13 protein-coding genes are annotated in these 15,050 nt (G+C 69.8%); 3 read left to right on the top strand and 10 right to left on the bottom strand.

Features of this window, described 5'->3' with window-relative positions; all coding sequences use genetic code 11:
- Positions 1–163: 163 nt before the first annotated feature.
- Positions 164–790: a ScbR family autoregulator-binding transcription factor gene (locus ACQB60_RS31015; RefSeq protein WP_496929412.1), complete on the top strand. Its 627-nt coding sequence runs from the start codon at positions 164–166 to the stop codon at positions 788–790.
- A 46-nt stretch (positions 791–836) separates the two neighbouring features.
- A complete protein-coding gene (locus ACQB60_RS31010) occupies positions 837–1,571 on the top strand; it encodes an SDR family NAD(P)-dependent oxidoreductase (RefSeq protein ID WP_496929411.1) in 735 nt (244 codons plus the stop codon).
- 132 nt (positions 1,572–1,703) lie between these two features.
- Here ACQB60_RS31010 and ACQB60_RS31005 read toward each other — a convergent pair whose 3' ends face one another.
- The 4 genes from ACQB60_RS31005 to ACQB60_RS30990 all read right to left on the bottom strand — a co-directional run bounded on the left by ACQB60_RS31005 (position 1,704) and on the right by ACQB60_RS30990 (position 6,399).
- On the bottom strand, positions 1,704–3,161 hold the full coding sequence (locus tag ACQB60_RS31005) for a serine hydrolase domain-containing protein (RefSeq protein ID WP_496929410.1): 1,458 nt from the start codon (positions 3,159–3,161) through the stop codon (positions 1,704–1,706).
- A gap of 209 nt (positions 3,162–3,370) precedes the next feature.
- Positions 3,371–3,940: a transcriptional regulator gene (locus ACQB60_RS31000; protein ID WP_496929409.1), complete on the bottom strand. Its 570-nt coding sequence runs from the start codon at positions 3,938–3,940 to the stop codon at positions 3,371–3,373.
- Positions 3,941–3,963: 23 nt separating this feature from the next.
- On the bottom strand, positions 3,964–5,610 hold the full coding sequence (locus tag ACQB60_RS30995; RefSeq protein ID WP_496929408.1) for a helix-turn-helix domain-containing protein: 1,647 nt from the start codon (positions 5,608–5,610) through the stop codon (positions 3,964–3,966).
- Positions 5,611–5,667: 57 nt separating this feature from the next.
- Positions 5,668–6,399, bottom strand: coding sequence for a TetR/AcrR family transcriptional regulator (locus tag ACQB60_RS30990; RefSeq protein WP_496929407.1), 732 nt, complete (start codon positions 6,397–6,399; stop codon positions 5,668–5,670).
- 322 nt (positions 6,400–6,721) lie between these two features.
- On the opposite strand from ACQB60_RS30990, the gene ACQB60_RS30985 reads away from it, so the two are divergent.
- On the top strand, positions 6,722–8,305 hold the full coding sequence (locus tag ACQB60_RS30985) for an MFS transporter (RefSeq protein WP_496929406.1): 1,584 nt from the start codon (positions 6,722–6,724) through the stop codon (positions 8,303–8,305).
- Between the two features lie 264 nt (positions 8,306–8,569).
- On the opposite strand, the gene ACQB60_RS30980 is transcribed toward ACQB60_RS30985, so the two are convergent.
- From ACQB60_RS30980 to ACQB60_RS30955, 6 genes are all read right to left on the bottom strand, one after another.
- A complete protein-coding gene (locus ACQB60_RS30980) occupies positions 8,570–9,772 on the bottom strand; it encodes an acetylornithine transaminase (RefSeq protein WP_496929405.1) in 1,203 nt (400 codons plus the stop codon).
- The gene (gene argB, locus ACQB60_RS30975) at positions 9,769–10,698 is read right to left on the bottom strand and encodes an acetylglutamate kinase (protein ID WP_496929500.1); all 930 of its coding nucleotides are present in this window, start codon (positions 10,696–10,698) and stop codon (positions 9,769–9,771) included. Before argB ends, ACQB60_RS30980 begins: the two co-directional genes overlap by 4 nt.
- Before the next feature lie 77 nt (positions 10,699–10,775).
- Positions 10,776–11,927: a bifunctional glutamate N-acetyltransferase/amino-acid acetyltransferase ArgJ gene (gene argJ / locus ACQB60_RS30970; protein ID WP_496929404.1), complete on the bottom strand. Its 1,152-nt coding sequence runs from the start codon at positions 11,925–11,927 to the stop codon at positions 10,776–10,778.
- Positions 11,924–12,952, bottom strand: coding sequence for an N-acetyl-gamma-glutamyl-phosphate reductase (gene argC, locus ACQB60_RS30965; RefSeq protein ID WP_496929403.1), 1,029 nt, complete (start codon positions 12,950–12,952; stop codon positions 11,924–11,926). The genes argJ and argC overlap by 4 nt, the downstream gene beginning before the upstream one ends.
- Positions 12,953–13,103: 151 nt before the next feature.
- Positions 13,104–14,330, bottom strand: coding sequence for a cytochrome P450 family protein (locus tag ACQB60_RS30960; protein ID WP_496929402.1), 1,227 nt, complete (start codon positions 14,328–14,330; stop codon positions 13,104–13,106).
- A gap of 466 nt (positions 14,331–14,796) precedes the next feature.
- The gene (locus ACQB60_RS30955) at positions 14,797–15,012 is read right to left on the bottom strand and encodes an MbtH family protein (RefSeq protein ID WP_384845648.1); all 216 of its coding nucleotides are present in this window, start codon (positions 15,010–15,012) and stop codon (positions 14,797–14,799) included.
- Positions 15,013–15,050: the final 38 nt, after the last annotated feature.

The following is a 15,050-nucleotide window of genomic DNA, read 5'->3' as shown; positions in this document are numbered from 1 at the left end:
ACAACGGCCAACTCTCGCCGGTCTGAAAGGACTTGGAAGGGTGACCAGCTCCGGCCAGGGGTCAGGATTCCGCCACCTGGGGCGCGAGGCCCTGGCATGGTCACCCGGGGCGCGATAAAATAACGGCCGTTCGCTTTAATGCACGGAGAGGCAGGGGCGCCCCATGGCGGAACCGAAGCAGGAACGCGCCGTGAGGACCCGGGAGGAGATCCTCCACGCGGCGGCCATGGCCTTCGATGAGCTCGGCTACATGGGCGCCAGCATGCGGGAGATCACCAAGCGGGCCGGCGTGACACTGGGCGCGGTGTACTTCCACTTCAAGTCCAAGGAGGAGCTGGCCCGGGAGATCGTCAACAACCAGCCGACCCTGATCGAATCGGATGTCTCCGGGCAGGGGTTGCAGGGAGCCGTCGACATCTCGCTGGCATGGGCCCAGCAAGTGCTGGAGAATCCGATCGCACTGGCGGGCGCCCGGCTGGTCATGGACCAGGAGTACTTCATGCCCGCGGAGTCGAACTCGCACCGGCAGTTCGCCAAGTTGTTCGCGGACCAGCTGTACATCGCGCAGCGCAAGCGCGAGCTGCGCGCCGGGGCGGACGTGGAGTTGTACGCGCGGCTGCTGGTCAGCGCTTGCACGGGACTGCAGATGTACGCCCAGATGGAGTCGGGCCGCGCGGACTTGCCCAAGTGGTTCGAGGAGATGTGGCACTGCTTGCTCCCGGGGCTCGCCGTGCCCAGTGTTCAGAAGACCATCGACTACAGCGCGGACCGGATGCGGAACCAGCGATGAGGTGGGGATGGAACACACTCAAGGACGGTTGGCCGGCAGAACAGCCATGATCACGGGAGCGTCCAGCGGCATCGGGGCGGCGGCCGCAGAGCTGTTCGCCGCGGAGGGGGCCGCCGTGGCGCTCATGGCCCGCAGGGGCGACCGGTTACACGCCCTCGCGCAGAAGATCGAAGCCGCCGGGGGGCGGGCCCTTGTGACCGTCGGCGACGTGACCTCGAGGGCCGATGTCGAACGGGCCGTGTCCATGACGGTGAACACCTTCGGAACACTCAACGCCGCCTTCAACAACGCCGGTTGGGGTGCGATGGGCACGCCCCTGCACAAGCTGGACGACGCCGTCTTCGACAGCGTCATGGACGTCAACGTACGGGGCGTGTGGAACTGCCTGAAGCAGCAGCTCCCGGCGATGCTGGACCAGGGTTCCGGCGGCGCGATCGTCAACACCTCCAGCACCGCGGGTTCGTTCGCCACCGGGGCGGTGGCGCCGTACGTGGCCGCCAAGCACGCCGTGCTCGGCCTGACGCGGGCCGCGGCCGCCGAGTACGGCGAGCACGGCATCCGCATCAACGCCTTGATGGTGGGCAACACCCACACCGATCTCACCGAGGAGGCGCTGCGGGACGTGCCGCATCTGCGGAAGGCCGCGGCGGCCCGTGCCATCCAGCAGCGCTTCGCCGACCCCCTGGAGGTGGCGCGGGCCGCGGCGTGGCTGTGCAGCGCCGACTCGTCCTTCATCACCGGCGCCGCGGTCCCGGTCGACGGCGGCTGCAGCGCCGTCTGATCGGCCGCGCCCTCCAACACGTCTGGTCCCCCTGCCCAGTTGAGGACAGGGGGACCAGCCGCGCGGCCGACACGGGGGATGACCGGCCTCAGTGGTCGATGGGGTCGATGGCGACCGATGGCCGCTCCGGGGTCAGTCGACCTTCGGAGCGCACCGCATGCCGATGTAGCAGCACTGGGTGCCGTCGACCATGGTGGAGAAGACGACCGGCATGTAGTCCTCGGCGAAGGACGGCCCCGCGCCGGACGCGGCGAAGACGTTCTCCTCCACCGGCAGCATGTCCATGTCCAGCGGCGGCGACATGTCCTTCATGCCGTCGACGAACTCGTAGAGCAGGTGCGGCTGCCCGTCCTCCTGCTCGGAGACCGTGATGACGACGCCTTCGCGCTTGTACGTGCCCACGTAGCGGCTCATGTCGACGGCGACGGGCTTGTCGGACGGGCCGAAGGGCTCCGGCATCGTGACACCGGCGAGTTCGGAGAGGAGCTCGCGGAACAGCTCGGCGTACAGGGGCCGGGCGCTGCCGCCGTTGGTGAGCAGGACCAGTGCCACGCCCGCTTCGGGCACCACGCGCAGATAGCCGTACTGGCCGATGGAGGCGCCGTCGTGGCCGAAGCCGGGAACGCCGTGCCAGTTGTACAGGGTCCAGCCGAGGCCCCAGCCGTCCGAGCTGACCGTCCACTTGTCGGGCACGTCGACCTCGCGGTGCTGCATGGCGGCGACGCTCTGCGGCGTGAGGACGGAGCCGCCGTTGGACGCGGTGCCGTTGTTGAGGTGCATCAGCGCCAGCCGCGCGACGTCGGCGGCCGAGGCGATGACCCGCCCGTAGGGTCCGGCGGAGCGGGGCATGAGGTCCCAGGCCGGGGCGGGGTCGGGGGTCTTGCCGGGCTCGCCGAGGTGGCTCATCGCGGCCCGGAAGCGCAGCGCCTGCTCGGGCAGCGTGACGGTGTGGGTGAGCCCGAGCGGCTCGGCGAGCAGCTCCTGCAGCGCCTCGTCCCAGGTCTTGCCGGTGATCACCTCGATGATCCGGCCGAGCACGATGTAGCCGAGGCCGCCGTAGGAGACGGCGGAGCCGGGCGGGCAGTCCAGGGCGACCTCGCGCGCGGCCTCGACGTACTTCTCCAGGCAGTCGTCGCCGCGGCCGGAGTCGTACGTGAAGTCGTTGGTGACGCCGCCGGTGTGGCTGAGGAGCTGGCGCACGGTGATGACGGCGGTGGCCTCGGGGTCGGGCGTCGCGAACTCGGGCAGCACGTCCACCACCCGTGCGTCCAGGTCGAGTTGGCCGGCGTCGACCAGGCGCATCACCATCGTGGCGGTGTAGATCTTGGCGATGGAGCCGACCTGGAAGACGGAGTCGGTGGTGACCTCGACCTCGGTCTCCACGTTCAGGACGCCGCTGGCGAGTTCGTAGATCTCGCCGCCCTTCACGATGGCGAGGGCCGCGCCGGGCACGTGGTGGGCCTTGCGGAGCTTGTCCAGGCGCGCCTGCCAGCGGTCGAGATAGATGCCGTGGCCCGCGGAGTCCTTGGTGCCCCAGCTCCCCCTGGCCTCCCAGTTGCCTTCCTCGTCCCAGGTCACGTTCTTCGACATGATCTCTTCCTTTGCTGGTTCGGACTCGTGGGGGGTTCCACCGCACGACCCGTACGGTGTGCGCTATACCGAACACCGTACAGGTAGCGAACGCTGTACGCAACCCGGAACGGCGTTCGCTTCGTGCCGTGACCCTCCCCCTATGAAACCAACCTTCCGGTTTTGTTTCCAGTTGGCCCTCGGCCAGAAGCGAGTGAGGTAGTCGTCCGCTACGCGGCGAAGCCCACGTGCGTCACGTACTCGTACTGGCCCCACTGCGAGCCGAGTTCGACGATCTGGTCCACCCACTCGCTCTGCAGCCCGGTACCGTCCCCGTCCGCCCAGGCCCGGACCATACGGTCCCACCTGCGGATATTGAGGGTGCGGAACTCCATGACCCGCTGGAAACGGCGGTCCACCTGGGACTGGTTGAGGGGATGGATCTCGATGCGCGTGCCCCCGCGCGCGTTCAGCCGGCGCAGCAGATGGCGCGCCACGTTCTGGCGGCGCACCTTCTGGTACGCCTCGTCGACCCGTTGCAGGTTCGCCTTCGAGGGGCTGCGCTTTTCGGCCAGCCAGGCGTTCAGGGTGCGGTCGGTGACGGTCAGCCCGGCCGCGCGGGCGGCGGTCCGGGCGTGCGGGGTGCGGGTCAGATAGTGCAGGCGGGCCAGCAGGCCGCGGCGGGTGGTGACCGACGAGGCGATGGTCTCGACGAGCCGGTCGAGCTGCCGGCCGACGGCCTCCCCGCCCTCCAGCCCGCGGGCGCCGAACTTTCCGAATTCGTGGGTGAACTCTGGCATGACGTCCTATCGGCGCTTTCCGCTCAGCCCTGGTCCGGGGCGGGATCGGACACGGGGTCTTCAGATGCGAGGTCCTGCTGCGGGCCCGTCCCGATGGCGTAGACGTCCTTCACCTTCACCTCGGTGACGCCGCGGCCCTCGGCGAAGACATGCTGCCAGTCACCGATGACGTGCAGCTCGTCGGTGCCCATGGCGCGCACGACGGTCAGCCCCTCGTCGTACGCCTTGTATGCCTTCATCCAGAGGTTGGCGAACGCCTGGGAGCGGATGAGGTGCATCCAGTCGGGGCGGTACAGCTCCCGGTTGTAGTTCGACTCGCCCATCGTCGAGACGAACTTCGAGTACATGGCCTTCACGTATTCGAGCGTCACCTCGTCGTCCTCGGCGATCGCGGCGTCGCGCGCGTCCTTCAGGGCCACGCGGAACTTCTCCAGCAGTCCCTCGGTGGCGCCGGACGTCCACGACTCGTGGATCACCGGCCGGTCGCACAGCCCGTACGAAGCCTGGGAGCAGCGCAGCAGCAGCCGCAGGGTCGGCTCGGTGACCCAGAGCGGACCCGGTTCGTCGCGGTTGCCGATCGGGTTGGGAAGCAGCGCGTCGTGGTCCCACTCGGGCGGGGTGATGAGGTGGACGCCCGCGCGCCGCCGGTCGTGGTGGTCGCCCTCGCCGTACTCCAGGGCGCCGATCGGCAGATGGGTCTTCAGAGCCGAGAGATAGGCGCCGTTGATGTCGAGCGCGGTCACCTCGTGACGCCCGGCGGGCAGTTCGGGGCGGGTCCACTTGGGGCGGGCCTCCCAGATCTCGTCCGGCCCGGTCTTGCTCTTCTTGCGCAGCACGTCCGGCAGCGGCGGGTGGGCCACGATGTCGTAGCGCCCGCCCTTGCGGCACTCGTCGAGCAGGGCCATCGCGTCCCGGATCGCGTTCTTGAGCAGCTCCGCGCCGGCCGCGTCGCTGTCGCCCTGATGCTTGGTCAGGGCGGCGTGCACCGCGTGGCCGATGAGATCCGGAACGTCGGATGCCGCCTGGGCGCGCCGTCCCACGGGGACCACCTTGGTGGTACGCGTGGTGCGCCTCTGGTGTTCCGGGGCTCGCGGGGGCGATTCCCGGCCAGGCGCAGGGGAGTTGGCCGTGGGGGCTTCGTGCACCGGGGCCTCGTGCACTGGGGCCTCGGGCGCCGGGGCCTCGGGCCGGGGGCGCGCGGCCGCCTCGCACTCGGCCGGGTCCAGGTGCTGGGGGAAGCCCGCCATCTGGTGCGTGGCCGGATGCCCGCACAGGACACAGGGCTGCGCGGCCGCGAGCTCCTGCGCCTCGTCGGCCTCGTCGGCCTCGTCGAACTCCTCGGCCGCCTCCGCTTCCTTGAGGTCGGCCCCGTCGCTCCCGTCGGCGCCGTGCCCCGGCCCCTCGGCCGCCACCGCGGCAGCGGCCCGATCGCGCAGCTTGGCCTCCGCGCCTTCGAGGAAGTACGCGTACTTGTCGCGGATGCCGCCCGCGGGATCGCGTCCCGTCTCCCATCCCCCGACCGTCGACGGGCTCACCCCGAGGGCGCCCGCGACCTGCGCACGGGACAGGCCGAGGCCCTCACGAAGCTCGCGTCGCCGCTGCGGGGACGGGAGTTCGGCCTCCTCGCGCGCCTGGGCGAGCAGCGCGTCGATCGCGTCGAAATCAGTCACCGGTCCTCCACGGGCCCCAGCCTATCGAGGCGTCCGCGCAGGTCCGCGCAGGTCCGGTCAGACAGCGTCGGCCGTGCTCCGAAGTCGCGCCTCCAGGCCGTCCAGGACCCGGTCGAGACCGTAGGTGAATCCGTCCTCGTCGTCGGAGGCGCTCTGCTGCGCGTACCACTCGCTCAGCCGCGGATAGGGTCTGACCGCCTCCTTGACGGTGGGCCACACGCTCTCCGCCCACTCCTGCTGGCTCTTGCCGCTGCGGGCGAGCGCGGTGAGCCAGGCCGCCTCGCTGGTGCCGAAGCCGAGGACGTAGGCGATCAGTGTCTTCATCGCGCGGTCGGCCTCGGTCAGGCTGAAGCCGCCCGCCTCCAGGACGGCCAGCAGGCGGTCGGTGTTCCGCATCATGTTGGGGCCGAGGTAGGACAGGCCCGCGCCGCCGAGCACCGACACCATCCAGGGGTGGCGCAGGATCGTGCCGCGCAGGCTCTCCGCCGCGCCCGCGGCGGCCGAGCGCCAGCCGTCGGGGTCGTCGAGGCGGATCTCCATCTCGCCGTAGATCTCGTCCACGACCAGTTCGACGAGTTCGTCCTTGTTAGCCACGTGCGAGTACAGCGACGTCGCGCCCACGTTCAGGCGGGTGCCGAGCCGGCGCATGCTCAGCGCCTCGATGCCTTCCGCGTCGAGGAGGCTGACGGCCTCGGTGACGATCTGCTCGCGGCTCAGCGCCGGCTGCTCCCGGCGGCTGCGGCGCGGCCGGGTCCACACCGACTGGATCGCAGGCTCCTTGGCTGGCATGTGGCCTCCTCTTTTCGTCGCCTCAGGATAGCCCCACATTCGCACATCGTGCGGGGTAGCGCACAGCGTGCCACGTGGCGTACAGTGCTCTGCATTGCGAACACTGTACGCATCGCAACGGCCCACATGACAGGTCGTACGGACAGGAGATGTGGACCGCTCAGCACACGACTACCGGGGGACTGAGGTTCATGGCTGGATGACGACTAGAAAAGAAACCGGGACGTTGGTTTAATTGACTTCCGGTGCAGCTACCCCCACTGGCACTGGGCGCTGGCTTCGGTCGCTTTGCCGGGCTCACACCGTTTCGAAAGGTTTTCAGATGGAACGTCATCCACGTCGCTGGCTCATCCTGATCGTGCTGTGCCTCAGCACGCTCGTGCTGGTGATCGACAACATGGTGCTGACCGTTGCCGTGCCGCCGATCGCCGAGGACCTCGGGGCTACGGCACAGGACGTTCAGTGGATCCTCGAGTCCTACATGCTCGTCTTCGCCGGTCTCCTGCTCACCGCGGGAAGCCTGTCCGACAAGTACGGACGCCGTAAGGTCATGATCATCGGCCTTGTGGTGTTCGGCGCCGCATCCGTCATGGCGACCTGGGCGAACAGCCCGGAGCAACTCATCGCCGCCCGTGTCTTCATGGGTATCGGCGGGGCGCTGGTCATGCCGAGCACACTGTCCATCCTCATCACCGTCTTCGACGAGGAGGAGCGGCCCAAGGCCATCTCCGCCTGGAGCGCGGTGGCCATGGTGGGTCTGGTCGGCGGTCCGGTCCTCGGTGGTGCGCTGATCGCCCACTTCTGGTGGGGCTCGGTCTTCCTGATCAACATCCCGATCGCGATCCTGGCGATCATCGCCGCGCTCATCCTGATGCCCGAGTCCAAGGGGCCCTGGCGCAAGGCCGACCCGCTCGGCATGGTCCTGTCGGTCATCGGCATGGCCGCGCTCGTGTGGACCATCAACGAGCTGCCCAAGGACGGCCTCGGTCACACGAACGTGCAGATCGCGCTCGCCGTCGCCGTCGTCTCGCTGGTCGGCTTCGGCATCTGGGAGACCCGCGTCGAGTCGCCGATGGTGCCGCTGGGCCTGTTCAAGAACCGGGTGTTCACCGGTTCCAGCTTCTCGCTGGTCCTGCTGACGTTCGCCAACGGCGGTCTGATGCTGGTGCTCACCCAGTACCTGCAGTACGTCCTCAAGTACACGCCCACCGAGACCGGTCTGGCCTTCACGCCGCTGGCCGTGGCCACGCTGATCTTCAACGGCGTCGGCTCGGCGCTGATCCCGAAGACCGGCAACCGGCCGATCGCGGTGGCGGGTCTGCTGGTCATCGCGGGCGGCTTCGCGGTCCTGTCGACGCTGTCCGTCGGTGACGGCTGGACGCCGCTCATCATCGCCATGCTGCTGATGGGTGCCGGTTCCGGTCTGGCGATGCCCGCGGTCATCGCGGCCCTGATGGGTGCGGTGCCCGGCGAGCACGCCGGTGTCGGCTCCGCGCTCAACGACACGATCCAGCAGGCCGGTGCCGCCCTCGGTGTCGCCGTCCTCGGCTCGGTCCTGACCAGCACCTACAAGGGAGGCATGCCGGACGGCGCGTCCGACACCGCCAGGGAGTCCATCCAGGGGGCGCTCGCCACCGGCGACAAGTCGCTCATCGAGACGGCGCGCGACGCCTTCTCCGACGGCATGCAGGCGAGCTTCCTCGCCGGCGCCGCCGGTGTCGTGGCCGCCGCGATCCTGGCCGTCTTCCTGATGCGCACCCCGAAGGACGGGGCGCTCGCGGAAGGGGACGCCGAGGGGCAGACCGCCGAGGCGACCGGAGCGGCCGGCGACGGCCAGGACGGTGTCGTCGCGGAGCCGGTACTGCAGAAGGAGGTCGCGGCGAACGGGGCCGAAGCCGACCGCTGAGCCCGGCAGGCAGACGGCCACGATTCGCTGCCCGTTGTGTGCCGGACCCCGGTCCGGCACACAACAGCGGGGCGACCCCCGGATGAGGATGGTCCGGGTGGGTCGCCCCGCATTGTCGTGAGTGCCGGGTGCGGCGCTCTCAAGCGGCGCTGAGGATGGGCGCGCGAGGGCGGCGCCGTGGATGGGCGCCTGGAGGGGCGGCGCTGTGGGTGAGCGCCTGTGCGAAGCCGGGCCCCGGGGACGTCATTGGCCCCGGGGCCCAGGTCAGTTGGCCGGCAGCGCCGACGGGAACTGTGCGAGGAACGTGCCGACTTCGTCGTCGTCGAGGATCAGCGGCGGGGCAAGGCGGATGACGTCCGGCTTGGCCGCGTTCACCAACAGGCCCCGGTCCTGGGCGGCTTGCTGGATCTCGGCCGCGCGCGGCTCGCGCAGGGCGATGCCGATGAGCAGGCCCTCGCCGCGCACCTCCTCGACCAGGGGGTGGCCCAGGGCCGCGACCCCGGCGCGCAGCCGCTCGCCCTGCGTCTTGGCGTTGGCGAGGAGACCGTCGCGCTCGATGGTGTCGATGACCGCCAACGCCCCTGCGCACACGGGCGGGTTGCCGCTGAAGGTGGAGCCGTGCGCGCCCGGGGTGAGCAGGTCGGCGGCCGGTCCGAAGGCGAGGGTGGCGCCGATGGGCAGGCCCCCGCCCAGGCCCTTGGCGAGGGTCACGACGTCGGCCTCGACGCCCTCGGCCTGGGCCGCGTACCAGTGCCCGGTGCGGCCGATGCCGGTCTGCACCTCGTCCAGGATCAGCAGGGCTCCCTTGGCCGAGGCGATCTCGCGGGCGGCGCTCAGGTAGCCGGGCGGGGGCGGGACCACCCCGTTCTCGCCCTGGATCGGCTCCAGGATGACGAAGGCGGTCTCCTCGGTGACCGCGGCGCGCAGGGCCTCGGTGTCGCCGTAGGGGACGTACGAGACGGCTCCCGGAAGCGGCTCGAAGGGGGTGCGCTTGACGGGCTGTCCGGTCAGCGACAGGGCACCCATGGTGCGGCCGTGGAAGCCGCCGTCGGCGGCGACCATGTGCCTGCGGCCGGTGAGGCGGCCCATCTTGAAGGCGGCCTCGTTGGCCTCGGCGCCGGAGTTGGAGAAGTACACCCGGCCGGGGCGGCCGGTCAGCTCCAGGAGGCGCTCCGCGAGGGCGACGGTGGGCTCGGCGATGAAGAAGTTCGAGACGTGGCCGAGCGACGTCAGCTGCCGCGACACCGCTTCGACGAACGCCGGGTGGGCGTGGCCGAGCGAGTTGACCGCGATGCCGCCGAGGAAGTCGAGGTACTCCGTGCCCTCGGCGTCCCAGACCTTGGCGCCCTGGCCGCGGACCAGGGGAAGGCGCGGGGTGCCGAAGTTGTCCATCATCGAGCTCTGCCAGCGATCGGCCAGAGCACGGTTGCCGGTGCCGCCGTGCGGGCCGGACGGGCCGCCGTTCATGCCGCCTTCTCCTCGAAGTAGTGGACGGGCGCCGCGCGTTCGGCACGCTTCTCGTCGGGCACGACCATGGTGCCGATGCCCTCGTCGGTGAAGATCTCCAGCAGGAGCGAGTGCTTGACCCGGCCGTCGATGACGCGGGCGGTGCCCACGCCGCCCTGCACGGCGTGCAGGCAGCCCTCCATCTTCGGGATCATCCCGCTGGCCAGTTCGGGCAGGACCGTCTCCAGCTCGCTGGCGGTCAGCCTGGAGATGACTTCCTCGCTGTGGGGCCAGTTCGCGTACAGACCCTCGACATCGGTGAGGATCATCAACATCTCCGCACCCAGCGCGGCCGCAAGAGCCGCCGCAGCGGTGTCGGCGTTGACGTTGAACACCCCACCACCCGCAGCATCCTTCGCATCCACCGGACGCGCGATGGAAGAGATGACAGGGATACGACCGTTGTCGATGAGCGCCTGCACCACACCGGCATCCACATCGGCGACCTCGCCGACCCGGCCGATGTCCACCGACTTCCCGTCCACCTCGGCATAGCACTTGATGGCCGTCATCAGCCGGGCATCCTCACCCGTCATCCCGACCGCATGCCCACCATGCTCGTTCAGCAGCCCCACCAGCTCACGCTGCACCTGACCCGCCAGGACCATCCGTACGACATCCATGGTCTCGTCATTGGTGACCCGCAACCCGGCCTTGAACTCACTGTCCATACCCAGCCGTTCCAGCTGAGCACTGATCTGCGGGCCGCCACCGTGCACGACGACCGGGTTCAGGCCCGCGTGCCGCAGAAAGAGGATGTCCTCGGCGAACGCCGCCTTCAGATCATCGTTGACCATCGCATTGCCGCCGAACTTGATCACGACGGTCTTGCCGTGATGACGCGCCATCCAAGGCAGCGCCTCGATCAAGGTGTGCGCCTTCGGCATCGCCGCGCGCTTGCGGTCGTTGGCGGCGGTGACGGTGGTGGTGTCCGGCACGGTGTCGAGGAGAGACGTAAGAGCGCTCATGAGGCGTACTCGCTGTTCTCGTGGACGTACTCGGCGGTGAGGTCATTGGCCCAGATGACGGCGGACTCGCTGCCCGCGGCCAAATCGGCGGTGATGCGGACCTCGCGGCCCTGCATCGTCACGAGGGTGCGGTCTTCTCCGACGGACCCCTTCTTGCAGACCCATACGTCGTTGATGGCGACGTTCAGTTCGTCGGGGTCGAAGGTCGCGGAGGTGGTGCCGATGGCGGACAGGACGCGGCCCCAGTTGGGGTCCTCGCCGTGGATGGCGCACTTGAGGAGGTTGTTGCGGGCGATGGTGCGCCCCACCTCGACGGCGTCGTCCTCGGTCGCGGCACCCGTCACTTCGATACGGATGTCCTTGCTGGAGCCCTCGGCGTCGCCGATGAGCTGACGGGCCAGGTCGGCGCAGACCGTGTGCACGGCCTCGGCGAACTCGGCCTCGTCCGGGGCGACTTCGGAGGCACCGGAGGCGAGCAGCAGCACGGTGTCGTTGGTGGACATGCAGCCGTCGGAGTCGACCCGGTCGAAGGTGGTGCGGGTCGCGCCGCGCAGCGCCCGGTCCAGGACAGCGGCGTCGACGTCGGCGTCGGTGGTGAGGACCACCAGCATCGTGGCGAGGCCGGGGGCGAGCATGCCCGCGCCCTTGGCCATGCCGCCGACGGTCCAGCCCCCGCGGGTGACCGCGGCCTGCTTGTGCACGGAGTCCGTGGTCTTGATGGCGATGGCCGCCGACTCGCCGCCCTCGTCGGACAGTTCGCCGGCCGCCTTCTCGATGCCGGGCAGCAGCTTGTCCATCGGCAGGCGGATGCCGATCAGCCCGGTCGAGCAGACGGCGACCTGGTTGATGTCGTGGCCGAGGACCGTGGCCACCTGCTCGGCGGTGGCGTGTGTGTCCTGGAGTCCCTCGGGGCCGGTACAGGCGTTGGCGCCACCGGAGTTGAGGACGACGGCGCTGACCCGGCCGCCCGCGAGGACCTGGCGGGACCACTTCACGGGGGCGGCGTTGACCCGGTTGGAGGTGAAGACGCCGGCGGCGGCGCGGCTCGGGCCGGTGTTGACGACGAGGGCGAGGTCCGGCGTGCCCTTCTGCTTGATCCCGGCGGTGGTCCCGGCGGCCGTGAATCCCTTGGCTGCGGTGACGCTCACGGTGCGACTCCGATCGTCGAGAGCCCCTGGTCCTCGGGGAAGCCGAGGGCGATGTTCATGCTCTGCACCGCGCCGCCCGCGGTGCCCTTGGTCAGGTTGTCGATGACGCTGATCGCGATGATCCGGCCGTTGGACTCGTCGAGTACGGCCTGGATGTGCGCGGCGTTGGAGCCGACCACGGCGGCGGTGGTGGGCCAGGTGCCCTCGGGCAGGAGCCGGGCGAACGGCTCGTCGGCGAGGGCCTTCTCGTACGCGGCGCGGACGTCCTCGGCGGTGACGCCCGGCTTGGCCTTGGCGGAGCAGGTGGCGATGATGCCGCGCGGCATCGGGGCGAGCGTCGGCGTGAAGGAGACGCCGACGCGGGTCCCGGCCGCGGCGCTGAGGTTCTGGATCATCTCCGGCGTGTGCCGGTGCGTGCCGCCGACGCCGTACGGGGTCATGTTGCCCATCGTCTCGGCGCCGAGGAGGTTCGGCTTGGGTGCCTTGCCTGCGCCGGAGGTGCCGGAGGCGGCCACGACGACCGCCTCGGGCTCGGCCAGGTCCGCGGCGTAGGCCGGGAACAGGGCGAGCGTGACGGCGGTGGGGTAGCAGCCCGGCACCGCGATGCGCTTGCCCCCGCGCAGCGCCTCGCGTCCACCGGGCAGTTCGGGCAGGCCGTAGGGCCAGGTGCCGGCGTGCGGGGTGCCGTAGAAGCGCTCCCACTCGGCGGCGTCGTCCAGGCGGAAGTCCGCGCCGCAGTCGACGACGAGGACGTCCGGGCCGAGCTGCTCGGCGACGGCGGCGCTCTGTCCGTGGGGCAGGGCGAGGAACACCACGTCGTGCCCCGCCAGGACGGAGAGCTCCGTCTTCTCCAGTTCGCGGTCGGCCAGCGGGCCGAGGTGCGGCTGGAGGCTCCCCAGGCGCTGGCCCGCGTTGGAGTTTCCGGTCAGGGCGCCGATCTCCACCTCGGGGTGGGCGAGAAGCAGGCGCAGGAGCTCACCTCCCGCGTACCCGCTGGCTCCGGCAACGGCTGCTCGCACTGTCATGAATCCTCCCGGTCGCAGATCAGTTTTGTACCTGGCGGAGAAGAGCCCCCGAAAGAGGTCTCGCCATGCCCATGTCAAAGCAAGAGGCAATAAAAAGGTCGGCCCGGATGCCGGGCCGACCCTTGTGACCTGCCGGAATGCCCGGTGCGCTTCAGAAGCGCACCGGCAGCGCGGCGAGGTGAATGCCCTCACCCGGCAGCGGCTTGTACACCAGCTCGTCGCGCGGAACCGCGAGCTCCAGCCCGTCGTGCTTGATCAGCAGCCGGTCCAGGACGACCTCGGTCTCGAGGCGGGCGAGGGCCGCACCGATGCAGTAGTGCGCGCCGTGACCGAGCGCCAAGTGGCCCACACCGCGGCCGAGTTTGCGGGAGATGTCCAGCTTGTCCGGCGCCTCGAACTCGGCCGGGTCGTGGTTCACGCCCATCAGGGAGCCCGTGACGACGTCGCCCTGCTTGATCGGGCAGCCGCCGAACTCCATGTCCTCGGTGGCGTACAGCGGCGCCCCCATCGGGACCGGGCTGGTGAAGCGGAGCAGCTCGGGAATGGCGCGGGTGGCGAGCAGCTCCGGCTCCTGGCGCAGCTTGTCGAGCTGCTCGGAGTGGTCGAACAGCGTCAGGATCGAGTCACAGATGAACGTGGCAGGCGGGGTGATGCCCGTGTTGATGAGCAGCAGGAACACCGCGACGATCTCGGTCTCGGTGAGCGCGTCCTCTTCCTCGTCGGCGGCGCGCACGAGCTCGGAGATGAGGTCCTCGGCGGGCTCCTCGCGGCGCCGCACGATCAGGTCCTTGCAGTGCTCGACCATGCCCTTGAGGGCCGGGATGAACAGCTCCGGGTCGCCGGAGGCGTACTCGCGGATCCACTTGGTCATCTGCGCGTGGTGCTGCTTGTCGATGCCGATGAGCTCGCAGATGACGGTCGCCGCGAGGGGGTAGCCGAGCTCCTCCAGGAGGTCGCCCTCGCCCTTGGCGGCGAGCTTGGCGTAGAGGTCGTCGACGATCTGCTCGATCTGCGGGCGGAGCCCCGCTATGCGGCGGGCCGTGAAGGAGCGCGTGATCAGGTTCCGCAGCCGGGCGTGCTCCTCGCCGTCGGCGAGGACGAGGATCCCGAGGTACGGGCTGTAGTCGGCGGGCAGCCCGTACGCCTCGATCATCTGGTCGGCGATGCTCGGCCCGTCCTGGCCCGGCAGCTTGCTGCTGTCGCGCACGAAGCGGGGGTCGGTCAGGGCCGCCTTCGCCTCTTCGTAGCGGGTGATGAGCCAGACCGGGGTCTCCAGGTCGGGCAGCGTGGCACGGGTCAGGCCCTGCTCGCGCAGCTCGGTGTACTGGGCCGGGTCACTCACGATCTCCGAGGTCAGGCTGACGACTTGCTCCGACACGATCGTTCTCCTTCGGGTTCTCGCATGAGTCATGGGGTCGCCACGGACCGGGGCCGGCCGGAGCGCGGGGCGGTGCGGACGGCGGCTGCGGGGAGGCGGGCGCCGCCGTCCGGGGCGTGGTGACGCTGCGGGCCCCGGCGGCGCCGGGGCCGCGTCCGAGCACCCCCTCGTGCTCGGGCGCGGCCTCGGCGGTCGGACCGGCGACGGAGCACACGTCGGCCGTTTCGATCGTCGTCATGAGACGCACCCTCTGGGGCCCGACTAAAAAAATACCAGACCGAAGGTTTTTTTCTAGTCCCCATGGCCGAACTTTTACCCCCGTCTTGGCCTTGGCCCACCTGGACAAAACGGAGCAGCCGCACCCCGTGGACCGGGGCGCGGCTGCTTCGGTGACTGCTTATGAGGGAGGCTTCGCCCCGATTTCCGTACCGTGCGGTCTGGAAATGCGGAGGTCAGACGTCGGCTGTCAGGCCGCGTTCATCGCCTCGCGCAGGCTCTTGGGACGCATGTCCGTCCAGTTCTCCTCGATGTACTCGAGGCACTGGGTGCGGCTGCCCTCGTTGAACGCCACCCGCCAGCCGGCGGGGACATCCGTGAAGGTCGGCCACAGCGAGTACTGCTCCTCGTCGTTGACCAGGACGTGGAACTGGCCGTCGGCGTCGTCGAACGGGTTGGTGCTCATAGTGGGTGTACTCCGATTCTCTTGAGTTCTCTCGGGTT

The sequence above is a fragment of the Streptomyces odontotermitis genome (assembly GCF_050510915.1).
Taxonomy (GTDB): Bacteria; Actinomycetota; Actinomycetes; order Streptomycetales; family Streptomycetaceae; genus Streptomyces.
The sequence above is the reverse complement of the archived record's forward strand: the minus strand, read 5'-3'. Positions and strand labels throughout refer to the sequence as shown.

What these genes read in the sequence shown, in the direction of transcription:
- ACQB60_RS31010 (WP_496929411.1), top strand. Translation starts at nt 837, where the DNA reads ATGATCACGGGAGCGTCCAGCGGCATCGGGGCGGCGGCCGCAGAGCTG.
- ACQB60_RS31005 (WP_496929410.1), bottom strand. Translation starts at nt 3,161, where the DNA reads ATGTCGAAGAACGTGACCTGGGACGAGGAAGGCAACTGGGAGGCCAGG.
- ACQB60_RS30990 (WP_496929407.1), bottom strand. Translation starts at nt 6,399, where the DNA reads ATGCCAGCCAAGGAGCCTGCGATCCAGTCGGTGTGGACCCGGCCGCGC.
- ACQB60_RS30955 (WP_384845648.1), bottom strand. Translation starts at nt 15,012, where the DNA reads ATGAGCACCAACCCGTTCGACGACGCCGACGGCCAGTTCCACGTCCTG.
- ACQB60_RS30985 (WP_496929406.1), top strand. Translation starts at nt 6,722, where the DNA reads ATGGAACGTCATCCACGTCGCTGGCTCATCCTGATCGTGCTGTGCCTC.
- argC (WP_496929403.1), bottom strand. Translation starts at nt 12,952, where the DNA reads ATGACAGTGCGAGCAGCCGTTGCCGGAGCCAGCGGGTACGCGGGAGGT.
- ACQB60_RS31015 (WP_496929412.1), top strand. Translation starts at nt 164, where the DNA reads ATGGCGGAACCGAAGCAGGAACGCGCCGTGAGGACCCGGGAGGAGATC.
- ACQB60_RS30980 (WP_496929405.1), bottom strand. Translation starts at nt 9,772, where the DNA reads ATGAACGGCGGCCCGTCCGGCCCGCACGGCGGCACCGGCAACCGTGCT.
- argB (WP_496929500.1), bottom strand. Translation starts at nt 10,698, where the DNA reads ATGCCGAAGGCGCACACCTTGATCGAGGCGCTGCCTTGGATGGCGCGT.
- ACQB60_RS31000 (WP_496929409.1), bottom strand. Translation starts at nt 3,940, where the DNA reads ATGCCAGAGTTCACCCACGAATTCGGAAAGTTCGGCGCCCGCGGGCTG.